Raw genomic sequence first — 11,716 nt, 5'->3', positions numbered from 1 at the left:
GCGCCCCCAGCACAAACCCCCAGCTCACAGCAGCAAACCTCAACGTCAACGCGGGCAGCTAGTCGTCCACCCGCTGCACATCGCCGCCAAGCCCCTGGATGTCCTCGATGAACGAGGGGTAGCCGCGGTCGATGTGGTAGATGTCGAAGACCTCGGTCTTGCCATCGGCGACAAGCCCTGCCAGCACGAGCCCGGCGCCCGCGCGGATGTCGGACGACCACACGGGCGCGCTCGAGAGCTGCTCGACGCCCCGGATCACCGCATGATGGCCGTCGGTCTTGGCATCGGCTCCGAGCCGCACCATCTCCTCGACGAACCGGAAGCGTGCCTCGAAGACGTTCTCGGTGATCATCGACGTCCCGTCAGCGACCGCGGCCAGGCCTATTGCCATGGGCTGGAGGTCGGTCGGAAACCCGGGGTACGGCAGCGTCGCGAAGTTCACCGCCTTCGGTCGCTCCCGCTGCACGACGCGGAACCAGTCCTTGCCATGGGTGACCTCGCCCCCCGCTTCGCGGAGCTTGTCGAGCACGAGCTGCAAGTGGGCGGGATTGATGCCCTTCACGGTCACGTCGCCCCGAGTCATCGCCGCGGCGACTCCCCACGTAGCGGCAACGATCCGATCCCCGATCACCCGATGATCGACCGGCTTCAGCGAATCGACCCCAGTGACAGTGAGCGTGCTCGACCCCGCGCCCTCGATACGGGCTCCCATCCGGCTCAGCATGATGCACAGATCGACGATCTCCGGCTCGCGCGCTGCGTTATCGAGGATCGTCCGCCCCTTCGACAGCACGGCGGCCATCAGGATGTTCTCGGTCGCACCGACCGACGGGAAGGCGAGACGAATATCCGCGCCATGCAGCTCCGTGGCCTCCGCAACGACACACCCATGCTCGATGGTGCTGGTGGCACCGAGCAGGCGTAGTCCAGCCTGGTGCATATCGAGGGGGCGGGAGCCGATCGCGTCCCCGCCCGGCAGGGCAACGATGGCCTTGTGGCATCTCGCGACGAGCGGTCCTAGCACGCAGACCGATGCCCGGAACTGCCGGACGGCGGGAAAGTCCGCGTGGTACTTGAGCTGCGCGGGCGTCGTGATGCGGACGGTGCTGCCATCTCGCTCGACCTCGCACCCCAGGCCGGTGAGCACATCGCCCATCAGCGGCACGTCCAGGATGTCCGGGCAGTTCGTCAGGGTCGTCGTGCCCTCTGCGAGCAGCGCCGCAGCCATCAGCTTGAGCACGCTGTTCTTGGCGCCGCCGACCACCACTTCGCCCTCGAGCCGCCCACCACCAGTTACGACAAATCTCTCGCTCACAGTGCATCAGCTTATCGGTACCCCGGTGGTTTCGCGGGTACGGTGCTCACATGAGCGTGCATCTGACGAGAATCTACACACGGACCGGCGACGATGGCACGACCGGGCTTGGTGATTTCTCCCGCGTGCCCAAGCAATCCGCGCGCATCGCCGCCTACGCCGACGTGGACGAGACCAATGCTGTCCTTGGCGTGGCCGTCACTGCCGGGACGTCCTCCGAGCGGATCCTCGAGGTGCTGCGGCAAGTGCAGAACGACCTCTTTGATGTCGGCGCTGACCTCTGCACGCCGGTGCGTCCCGACCCCGAGCATCCGCCGCTGCGCATCGATGGCTCCTACATCGACCAGCTCGAGCGATGGTGCGACGAGTTCAACTCGGGCTTGGAACCACTGACCTCGTTCATCCTGCCGGGCGGCACCCCGCTTGCGGCGCAGCTCCATGTGGCGCGGACCGTATCCCGGAGGGCGGAGCGCTCGGTGTGGGCATTGCTCGAGGAGGAGGCGGAGACAACGTCAGTGCTCCCGGCCCGCTACCTGAATCGGCTCTCGGACCTGCTGTTCATCCTGTCGCGCGTGGCGAACGGCGGCGACGATGTCCTGTGGGCGCCGGGTGGCGGCTCGCGCGGAGAACAGCCCGAGCAGGATTCGTAGCCGCTAGGACTTGCGGGGTGTCCATCGGGTACGCCGCCGGGCGCGGCGCGGCGGCCTGGACTCGAGCCAGGAAAGGAAAGCCGTCAGGGTGTCCCGGTCGAAGGCGAACTCGTAGTCGTCCTCCCCGACGCTGCCCCTGATCACGGTGCTGCCGGGGTCCAGGAGGTCCCGCTCCCCCTTGGTGGGCGCGCGCCGCTCGCTGACCTCGGCATCCTGCCGATCGATCCGAAGGCTCGGCCCCGGGATCATTCGCGACAGGCGATAGAAGTTGAGGTCCTCGTCCCGGTACCGGATGACCCCGTAGCGCCAACCGAGCCCTTCCTTCGCGGGAAGGGCCCGGATCACGGCGCCGGCACCGGCTGCGCGCAACTGGACCAACCGGTACGCAAAAGCCGCGACAGCGAGGATGAGAAGCAGCAGAATGAGCGCTAGCACCATTCCACCGTCCACTCGGGACCATCCTTCGCTGTCGCGGCCTTGTGACTTCCTAGCCTAGCGTGTCTTGTCCGCCGCGATCACATGCGGTCGATCGCGCGCAGCCGTCCGCGTGCACGAGCGGCCGCTTCAGCATCGTCGCCCGCTGATTCGAGCTGGCTCCGAGCCGCGTCGGCATCGACGTCCTGGGCCCATTCGGCGGTTTCCGCGAGCACGGTGACCGAGTTCGCGGTCACTGACATGAATCCACCATCGACCGCAGCGACGAACCGCTCGTCATTGGTCGTGGTGATCGCCACGATGCCGCCTTCGATGAGCTGGCCGAGAACAGGCTCGTGACCCGGCATCACACCAATCTCGCCCTCCGTGGTCTGCGCGACAACGAGCTTGGCCTTCCCAGACCAGAATCGCTGCTCGACAGCCACGAGGTCCACTGACATCTCAGACACGCGTCATCACTTCCCAGCGAGCTTCTCGGCGGCCTTCTCGACATCGTCGAGACCGCCGCAGCTGTTGAAGGCCTGCTCGGGGAGGTGGTCGTAGTCGCCCTTGCACACCTTGTCAAATGCCTCGATGGTGTCGGAGAGCGGAACGACCGAGCCCTTCTCGCCGGTGAACTTCTCGGCCACGATGAAGTTCTGGCCGAGGAACTTCTGGATGCGGCGAGCACGGCCAACCGTGATCTTGTCCTCTTCGGACAGCTCGTCCATGCCGAGGATGGCGATGATGTCCTGCAGCTCCTTGTACTTCTGCAGGATCTGCTTGACCTGGTTCGCCACGCGGAAGTGCTCGGCGCCGACGACGGACGGCTCGAGGATCCGCGAGGTCGAGGTCAGCGGGTCCACGGCCGGGTAGATGCCCATCTGCGAGATCGGGCGGGAAAGCTCGGTCGTCGCATCGAGGTGGGCGAAGGTCGTTGCCGGCGCGGGGTCGGTGTAGTCATCGGCAGGCACGTAGATGGCCTGCATCGAGGTGATGGAGCGACCACGGGTCGAGGTGATGCGCTCCTGCAGCTCGCCCATCTCGTCCGCGAGGGTGGGCTGGTAGCCCACGGCGGACGGCATGCGGCCGAGCAGCGTGGAGACCTCGGAGCCGGCCTGGGTGAAGCGGAAGATGTTGTCGATGAAGAGCAACACGTCCTGCTTCTGCACATCGCGGAAGTACTCCGCCATGGTCAGGGCCGACAGGGCCACGCGCATACGGGTTCCTGGCGGCTCGTCCATCTGCCCGAACACCAGCGCGGTGTCCTGGAGAACGCCCATCTCCTCCATCTCGAGGTGGAGATCGGTGCCCTCACGGGTGCGCTCACCGACGCCAGCGAACACCGAGGTGCCCGAGAACTCGCGGGCGATACGGGTGATCATCTCCTGGATGAGCACGGTCTTGCCGACGCCCGCACCACCGAACAGGCCGATCTCTCCGCCCCTGACGTACGGGGTGAGGAGGTCGATGACCTTGATGCCGGTCTCGAGGATCTCGGTCTTGCCCTCGAGCTCATCGAACGCGGGTGGCTTGCGGTGGATGCCCCACTGCTCGCCATCGCGCCCGGTGCCGGGTGCATCGAGGCAGTCGCCCAGGGCGTTGAACACGTGCCCCTTGACGACGTCACCGACGGGCACCGAGATGGGCTTGCCGGTGTCGCGCACCGGGGTGCCGCGGACCAGGCCATCGGTGGGCTGCATCGAGATGGTGCGCACGAGGTTGTCGCCGAGGTGCTGCGCCACCTCAAGGGTGAGCGTCTTGGCGACGGTCTTCAGGCTGATGTCGCTGTTCAGCGCGTTGAACAGGCTCGGGACAGCTCCGCGGGGGAACTCGACGTCGACGACGGGGCCGATGACTCGAACTACACGGCCGTCGCTTGTGGATGAGCCGTTCTTGGTTGCTTCAGTTACTGCGGCGGTCATGTGGATCAGTCACTTCCTGAACTCGAGGCCAGCGCGTTCGCGCCGCCGACGATTTCGCTGATTTCCTGGGTGATCATGGCCTGGCGGGCCTGGTTCATCTGCCGGGTGAGGGAGTTCGCCAGCTCGTTGGCGTTATCCGTGGCCGCCTTCATCGCGGTGCGGCGAGATGCCGATTCGGATGCTGCCGCCTCGAGCAGGGCCGCGTAGATGCGGGTGCTCAGGTACTTCGGCAGCAGCGCGGCAAGCAGTGAATCGGCGTCGGGCTCGAAGCTCCAGCCAGCCTTGGGCGCCTCGGCCTCGGGCGACGTGCTGAGGAGGTCGTCGCCGAGCTGCAGCTCCTCCTCCTCGATGTCGACCTCGATGGGCGCCATGCGGCGAACCACTGGGGTCTGGGTGAGCATCGAGACGAAGCGTGTGAAGACGATATGGAGCTCGTCGACGCCCTCGACCGTCCCTTCCCCGCTCGGGGAAGGAACCTCGGTGCCCGATCCAGCGGTGAACAGCTCGACGAGGGGCTTGCTCGCCTTTGCGGCGTCACTGTATCCGGGGGCCTGGGAGAACCCGTTCCACGCTCCGGCCACCTCGCGCTCGCGGAAGGTGTAGTAGATGAGGCCCTTGTTGCCGAGCACGTAGAGGACTGGAGTCTTCCCCTGACGGCGCAGCAGCTGGATGAGCTCCTCTGCTTCCTTGAGGACGTTGGAGTTGTAGCCACCGCACATTCCCCGGTCACTGGTCACTACGAGCACCGCCGCCCGGCTGGGGTCGGGGCGCTCGGACAGCAAGGGGTGGTCCAGCGACTGCGAGGCGCTGGCCAGCTCGCTGATCACCTTAGTGATCTCGGCCGCGTACGGGGTGTGCGCGGTCACGCGAGCCTGTGCCTTGACGATCCGGGAGGTCGCGATGAGCTCCTGGGCCTTGGTGATCTTCTTGGTCGAGTTGACCGATTTGATTCGTGACCGAATCTCTCTCAAGCTTCCCATCGATCAGTCACGCTCCTTCATCGCTAGTAGGGCAGCGGACGTCTGCGTCATCGGCGAACCTTGCGCTTGACCTTCAGCTGCTCCTGGTCCACCTCGTCCTCCGACAGCGGGTCGGCCTCGGCCTCGTTGACCACGCGGCTGCCCTCGGAGTCGATGAAGCCCTCCTTGAACTTGTCGACCGCGGTCATCAACGTGGAGATGTCATCGTCGGAAAGCGCCTTGCCACCATCGATGGACTCGTAGACCGACTTCGCGTTGCGCCGGAGGTCCTCGAGCATCTCGGTGTCGAATCGACGAACATCGCCGACGGGGACGCTGTCGTAGACGCCCTGGCCCGCGACGTAGATCGTGATGATCTGGTCCTCGACGGGGACGGGCGAGTACTCGTCCTGCTTGAGCAGCTCAACGAGGCGCTGGCCGCGCTCGAGCTGCGAGCGGGATGCCGCATCGAGGTCGGAGGCGAAGGCCGCGAACGACTCGAGCTCACGGAACTGTGCAAGCTCGAGGCGCAGGGTGCCGGCGACCTTCTTCATGCCCTTGGTCTGCGCGGCGCCACCAACACGGGACACCGAGATGCCGACGTTGATCGCCGGGCGGATGCCCTTGTTGAACAGGTCGGACTCGAGGAAGACCTGTCCATCGGTGATGGAGATGACGTTGGTCGGGATGTAGGCCGAGACGTCGTTGGCCTTGGTCTCGATGATGGGCAGGCCGGTCATCGATCCTGCTCCGAGCTCATCAGAGAGCTTGGCGCAGCGCTCGAGGAGGCGGGAGTGCAGGTAGAAGACGTCACCGGGGTAGGCCTCGCGGCCCGGCGGGCGACGCAGGAGCAGCGAGATCGCGCGGTACGCCTCTGCCTGCTTGGTGAGGTCATCGAACACGATGAGGACGTGCTTGCCCTCGTACATCCAGTGCTGGCCGATAGCGGAGCCGGTGTAGGGGGCGAGCCACTTGAAGCCGGCGGAATCCGAGGCCGGGGCGGCGACGATCGTGGTGTAGTCCATAGCGCCACGCTCTTCGAGTGCCGTCTTGACGCCGGCGATGGTCGAGCCCTTCTGGCCGATCGCCACATAGATGCAGCGCACCTGCTTGTTGGGGTCGCCGGACTCCCAGTTGGACTTCTGGTTGAGGATCGCATCCACGCAGACCGCGGTCTTGCCAGTCTTGCGGTCACCAATGATCAGCTGGCGCTGGCCGCGGCCGATCGGGGTCATCGCGTCGACGGCCTTGATGCCGGTCTGCAGGGGCTCGCCGACTGGCTGGCGCTCGAGGACCGATGCGGCCTGGAGCTCGAGGGCGCGGGTCCCAGTGGACTCGATCTCGCCGAGGCCGTCGATGGGCTCGCCGAGCGGGTTGATGACTCGACCGAGGTAACCATCGCCAACGGGAACAGAAAGCACGTCGCCGGTGCGCTTGACCTGCTGGCCTTCCTCGATGTTGTCGAAATCGCCCAGGATGACGGCGCCGATCTGGCGGTCATCGAGGTTCAGGGCCACACCGAGCACGCCCCCGGCAAATTCAAGGAGCTCGTTTGCCATTGCTGAGGGAAGGCCGGATACGTGGGCGATGCCGTCGCTCGCATCGATGACCTGGCCGACCTCCTCGCGGGAGGATTCCGGTGTGAAGCTCTCGGTGTAGTTCTGGATCGCGCTACGGATCTCTTCGGAGGAGATCGTCAGCTCCGCCATGTTGTTCCTGCTCTCGGTCGTCTGCGGGCTATCGCTTCGGATAGCCTCTCGTGGTCTGTGTGGATGGGCCGCGCGGTGCGCTGTGCGAGGTCGCCGAAGATCCTTCGGTGACCTACTTTAGAGCCTTGCGCAGCTGGGTTAGGCGCCCTTGCGCGCTTCCGTCGATCACTTCGTCACCGACGCTGACAACAAGCCCGCCGAGCAGTCCTGGCTCGACCTCGGTGTGAATGGCGATGGGCTTGTCATAGATTCGCGTCAACGCGCTCTCGAGCCTCTCCTGCTGGCTGTCTGTCAGCGGAGCCGCGCTGCGAACGTGCGCGACCGTGCGGTCGCTTTGCTCGGCAGCGAGCTGCGAAAGGTCCGCGAACTCGTCAGCAGGTGCCTGGCGACGACGGCTGACGGCCTGCGCCGCGAGCGCCTCGGTGGTGGCGGTGACCTTGCCGTAGAGCAGACGACGCAAGAGATCACGTGTTGCTGAGGCGGGGCGCGTCCGGTCGGAGAGGGCTTGCTCCAGCTCCGGGTTGGCCGCGGTGATCCGTCCCAGGCGGAAGAGCTCATCCTCCACCGTCTGGAGCTGGTCTTGTTCAGCAGCTGCACGCAGCAAGGCGATCCGGCCGACGTGGACGAGCGAGCCCAGGAAATCGGACGTGGAGGACCAATCCTGGCTCACTGCGGCCTTGAGGATGTCGAGCGCTTCGCGGGAAAGCTTGCCCGCGAAGACCTTGTCGACCAGGCTGGCGCGGCGCTCGGGCGTGGCTGAGGTATCTGTGAACTGGACCCGGAGCTCCCGGTTGGTATCAAGAAGATCAACCACGGCAAACAACTGCTCGCCTGCCTGCGCCGCTGCGCCGGCGTTGCCACCGCCCGCGCCAAGGCTGGAATCCAGCGCTGATGTGGTGCGTGCTAGCGCCTCACGACTCGCTGCGTACATGCTGCTCACTTTCCTGTCGCCGTGTCTGCGTTGATCGATTCGAGTTCGTTGAGGAACTGGTCGACCGTGGCGGCGCGCTTGGCGTCGTCAGCGACGGACTGGCCGATGATCTTCTCGGCGAGATCGACAGCGGTGCGACCTAGGTCGCTGCGCAGGTCTGCGACAATGTGCTGGCGCTGGGCCTCGAGCTGCGACTGCCCGTTGGCAACGATGCGGTCGGACTCCACCTGTGCCTGCTGCTTCATCTCGTCGATGATCTGCTGGCCCTGGCCGCGGGCTTCCTCCCGGATCTTCGCGGCCTCGGACCGAGCCTCTGCCAGCTGCGCGCGGTACTGCTCGAGCGCTTCCTTGGCGTCGGCCTGCAGGGCCTCTGCCCGCTTGATGCCGCCCTCGATCTCGTCCGTCCGGCGCTCGAGAAGCTCCTGGAAGCGCGGGATGACGTACTTCCAGAACACGAGGCCGACAACAGCGAGAGCGACGATCGACCAGACGATGTCATAGACCGCTGGGAGGAGCGGGTTGGGCTCCTCCTCCGCGGCTAGAAGGACGATGTTCGCTGTATTCATGATCAGAAGATGAAGCCGGCGACGATACCGATGAGGGCGAGGGCCTCGGTGAAGGCGATACCGAGGAACATGAGGGTCCGCAGCTGGCCGGCCATCTCAGGCTGGCGGGCGATTCCCTCGATCGCCTTGCCGACGACGATGCCCACGCCGATGCCGGGGCCGATCGCGGCGAGGCCGTAGCCGATCGCGCCGTATCCGGATCCGGTGACCTCTGATGCTTCCTGCGCCAGGTAAGCGATGCTCATGGTTGTGTTCCCTTTCTGTTGGCCCTGCCACGATCGTGGCGGGTCAGGTCGTGTTCAGGAGCGTCCCGCTCTGCTAGCGCAGCGCGGGACCCGGTGGCTCTAGTGCTCTTCAGCGTGCAGAGCGAGATCGATGTACACAGCGGTCAGCAGGGCGAAGATGTACGCCTGCAGGAACACCACGAGGATCTCGAAGAAGGTGAAGCCGATTCCCACGATGAGCGCGGGGAGGCTGAACACCTTCATGAAGCCTTCGCTGGTGAAGAGGAAGTAGTGTGTCGCGCTGAAGAACAGCACGAGCATGACGTGTCCGGCGAGCATGTTGGCCATGAGTCGCACCATGAGGGTGAACGGCCGGAGCACGAAGGTGGAGATGAACTCGATAGGGATGAGCAGCAAGTGGAGGGCCCACGGCACGCCGGGGACGACGATGCTGCTCTTGAGGTAGCGGAACGCGCCGTACTTCTTGATGCCGACATAGTTGAACACGATGTAGGCGAGCACAGCGAGGACGAGGGGCATTCCGATCCGCGCGTTCGACGAGATGTTGATGAACGGGATGATTGCCGTCAGGTTGAGCCCGAGAACCAGGAAGAAGATCGTCGCGATGAGCGGCAGGAATCTCTTGCCTTGAGTCTTGCCGAGGATCTCGTCGGCGATATGGATCCGGACGAAGTCGATCGCGACCTCGACGAAGTTCTGGACGCCCCGGGGGACGATCTTCGGGCTGCGCATGGCAAACGCGAAGAAGACCGCGATGAGCACGGCAACAACGATGCGAATGAGCATCAGCCGGTCGAGCTCGAACGGGGTGCCCTCGAACAGGATCGCGGGCGGGAAGAAGTCTTTCAGCGACGGCGGATGGAATTCACCGGCAGCCAGGTTCATGACGCTCAGCGGTCTCTTCCGTTGTTTGGCCACGCGGTGCGCGGCGTGATCGGACAGTAACGATCTCGGAGCTGCGACTCTCGATGCCCAATTGCATCACACAGCCCGGCTCTCTGGGCGCAACTTTGCCGGTGGGCAGTGCATCGACCCGAGATCCTGCAGATCGCGGCCGACTGGTCGTGGGGTTGCACTGGCAGCCACACCGCTCCTGCTAGTCGGTGACACTATCAACTTCTCGCCAGGTTCGTGCAAGCAGGGCGCGCTATTTCTTGTTAACGACCAGGTGTAGTACTACTCATCGTCGTATTTTGTGGCTGGATTCACAGGCTCCGGCTCCGGCTGGACATACGGGACCCGATGCTTGAGCACTCCATAGGTCTCCGCGCCCAGCACGAGCACGAGCGCACCGATCACCACGAGCGCCATCACCGGCTGGCTGTAGAAGGTGAACCGCGAGAGCGTCGCGAACACGATCAGTGCCAGCAGCATCTTGATCGCCCAGCCCCCGAGCACCACCGCTCCACCGGTGACCATCGGGAGGCGCTCCGAGAACAGCACGCTCACAGCGGTGAAGAGGATGAATCCCCCGCCGAGCGCCGCTCCGAGCAGCGCGCCCCACACGCCTGGCAGGCCAGCGAAGAGATAGCCCGCGATCACGCCAACGATCGCGAGGACCACGAGCCCGTACGCGCCGTAGCGCACCGCCGCGCGCAGCGGCTCGGACGGATCCACCGCAGGGTTGGTCAACCGCGGCGTGCTGTCACGGCCAGGATCGGAGGCACCACCGCTCCCCTGCTCGGGCAGGGGGCTGAAGTCATCATCCATCGCAGAAGTCACAGCCACCGAGGGTAGCGGGTACCACGCCACCATGCCTAGCTCGCCGCCCGGCCCACCAGCGCGGCGCTCGCTCGAGGAAGGCCCCAGCGGCTGCCGCGCGCTACAACGAGCGGGCGCGCCGCGAGAACCGGGGCACGAAGGTCAGCACCACCAGCACGAGCGCGACGATCCCCGCCACCGGCGCCACGAGGTGCCACGCTAGCAGCGAGCTGCCCACCGCGGTGAAGGCGAGCAACGCCACCCAGCTGTAGATCACCAGCACCACCCGGCGATGGGAATGTCCGATCTCGAGCAGCCTGTGGTGCAGGTGCATCTTGTCGGGGCTGAACGGGCTCCGGCCCGCGCGTGTCCGCCTGATCACCGCGAGCAGCAGGTCCAGGAAGGGCACGAACAGCACGGCGAGCACCAGGATGAGCGGGGCGTAGAGGCCCAGGAGATCGCGTGGACCATAGAGGTCCAGGCTGATCTTCCCCGATGCGCTCGTCGAGATGGCCGCGAGCATCACGCCGATCAACATCGAGCCCGAGTCCCCCATGAAGATTCGGGCGGGCTGGAAGTTGTGCGGGAGGAACCCCATGCATGCTCCCGCGAGCGCGGCCGCGAGCATCGCTGGGGGGTACACGCTGACGTCCCCGCCCTGGTCCAGGAGCAGCCCCACCGAGAACGCGGCCAGCGCGACCGCGGCGATGAGGCCCAGGCCCGCGGCGAGCCCATCGAGGCCATCGACGAAGTTCATCGCGTTGACGATGAGGACCGTGAGGAAGACCGTCAGCCCCGCCGACTGCAGCTGATCGAGCACCAAGGTCGTGCCGGGCAGGTAGAGCACGTACCAGGAAACGCCGAGCAGGACGAGCACGCCCGCTGCGGTTATCTGTCCGACGAACTTCGTCAGGGCGTCCAGGCCCCATCGGTCATCGATCATGCCCACCACGACGATCACTGCTCCCGCGAGCAACGCCGCCTCGACATCGGAGGAGAACTCGAACCCACGGGCGAGCGCGGGCAACTGCCCCGCCAGGTACAGCGCAGCAAGGAGGCCGAGGAACATGCCGACACCCCCGAGCCGCGGCGTCGGCGCCACGTGCACATCACGATCACGGGGGTACGCCACGGCACCGAACCGGATGGCCAGGACCCGGACAAGGCCAGTAGCGAGGAAGGTGATCACTGCTGCGGTGAGGCAGATGAGCATGAGCTCACGGATCGGCACGCCCGCGCCCCGCGGATCTTGCGCGAGGAGCAGGATCGACGGGTCAGGCACGCTCACAGTCGGCAACGCT

The 11,716-nt window shown here is 65.6% G+C and carries 13 protein-coding genes; 1 reads left to right on the top strand and 12 read right to left on the bottom strand.

Annotated elements, in window-relative coordinates:
• Nucleotides 1–58 precede the first annotated feature (58 nt).
• The gene (gene murA, locus HT102_RS15425; RefSeq protein WP_192040344.1) at nt 59–1,315 is read right to left on the bottom strand and encodes a UDP-N-acetylglucosamine 1-carboxyvinyltransferase; all 1,257 of its coding nucleotides are present in this window, start codon (nt 1,313–1,315) and stop codon (nt 59–61) included.
• A gap of 50 nt (nt 1,316–1,365) precedes the next feature.
• On the opposite strand from murA, the gene HT102_RS15420 reads away from it, so the two are divergent.
• Entirely contained in the window at nt 1,366–1,965 is a 600-nt protein-coding gene (locus HT102_RS15420; RefSeq protein ID WP_192040343.1) for a cob(I)yrinic acid a,c-diamide adenosyltransferase, read from the top strand.
• Nucleotides 1,966–1,968: 3 nt separating this feature from the next.
• Here HT102_RS15420 and HT102_RS15415 read toward each other — a convergent pair whose 3' ends face one another.
• From HT102_RS15415 to HT102_RS15365, 11 genes are all read right to left on the bottom strand, one after another.
• Nucleotides 1,969–2,415 (bottom strand): DUF2550 domain-containing protein, encoded by a 447-nt coding sequence (locus tag HT102_RS15415; protein WP_192040342.1) that lies wholly within the window; start codon nt 2,413–2,415, stop codon nt 1,969–1,971.
• Between the two features lie 65 nt (nt 2,416–2,480).
• Complete coding sequence (locus HT102_RS15410) at nt 2,481–2,849, bottom strand: F0F1 ATP synthase subunit epsilon (protein ID WP_192040341.1); 369 nt, start codon at nt 2,847–2,849, stop codon at nt 2,481–2,483.
• A gap of 6 nt (nt 2,850–2,855) precedes the next feature.
• Nucleotides 2,856–4,304: a F0F1 ATP synthase subunit beta gene (atpD, locus tag HT102_RS15405; protein WP_192040340.1), complete on the bottom strand. Its 1,449-nt coding sequence runs from the start codon at nt 4,302–4,304 to the stop codon at nt 2,856–2,858.
• Between the two features lie 5 nt (nt 4,305–4,309).
• The gene (locus HT102_RS15400; protein ID WP_192040339.1) at nt 4,310–5,284 is read right to left on the bottom strand and encodes a F0F1 ATP synthase subunit gamma; all 975 of its coding nucleotides are present in this window, start codon (nt 5,282–5,284) and stop codon (nt 4,310–4,312) included.
• 47 nt (nt 5,285–5,331) lie between these two features.
• Entirely contained in the window at nt 5,332–6,972 is a 1,641-nt protein-coding gene (atpA, locus tag HT102_RS15395; RefSeq protein WP_192040338.1) for a F0F1 ATP synthase subunit alpha, read from the bottom strand.
• A gap of 112 nt (nt 6,973–7,084) precedes the next feature.
• Nucleotides 7,085–7,903 carry a F0F1 ATP synthase subunit delta gene (locus HT102_RS15390; RefSeq protein ID WP_192040337.1) on the bottom strand — a complete coding sequence of 273 codons (819 nt, stop codon included), beginning with the start codon at nt 7,901–7,903 and terminating at the stop codon, nt 7,085–7,087.
• Between the two features lie 5 nt (nt 7,904–7,908).
• Nucleotides 7,909–8,469: a F0F1 ATP synthase subunit B gene (locus HT102_RS15385; protein ID WP_192040336.1), complete on the bottom strand. Its 561-nt coding sequence runs from the start codon at nt 8,467–8,469 to the stop codon at nt 7,909–7,911.
• A gap of 2 nt (nt 8,470–8,471) precedes the next feature.
• Entirely contained in the window at nt 8,472–8,714 is a 243-nt protein-coding gene (locus HT102_RS15380; RefSeq protein ID WP_192040335.1) for an ATP synthase F0 subunit C, read from the bottom strand.
• A gap of 99 nt (nt 8,715–8,813) precedes the next feature.
• Nucleotides 8,814–9,599, bottom strand: coding sequence for a F0F1 ATP synthase subunit A (atpB, locus tag HT102_RS15375; protein WP_192040334.1), 786 nt, complete (start codon nt 9,597–9,599; stop codon nt 8,814–8,816).
• Nucleotides 9,600–9,890: 291 nt separating this feature from the next.
• Nucleotides 9,891–10,436, bottom strand: a complete 546-nt coding sequence (locus HT102_RS15370; protein WP_333473496.1) for a hypothetical protein — start codon at nt 10,434–10,436, stop codon at nt 9,891–9,893.
• A gap of 100 nt (nt 10,437–10,536) precedes the next feature.
• On the bottom strand, nt 10,537–11,703 hold the full coding sequence (locus tag HT102_RS15365) for a glycosyltransferase family 4 protein (protein WP_333473495.1): 1,167 nt from the start codon (nt 11,701–11,703) through the stop codon (nt 10,537–10,539).
• Between the last annotated feature and the right edge of the window lie 13 nt (nt 11,704–11,716).

The organism is Lolliginicoccus lacisalsi (assembly GCF_014841105.1).
In the GTDB taxonomy this organism is placed as follows: domain Bacteria; phylum Actinomycetota; class Actinomycetes; order Mycobacteriales; family Mycobacteriaceae; genus Lolliginicoccus; species Lolliginicoccus lacisalsi.
The sequence above is the reverse complement of the archived record's forward strand: the minus strand, read 5'-3'. Positions and strand labels throughout refer to the sequence as shown.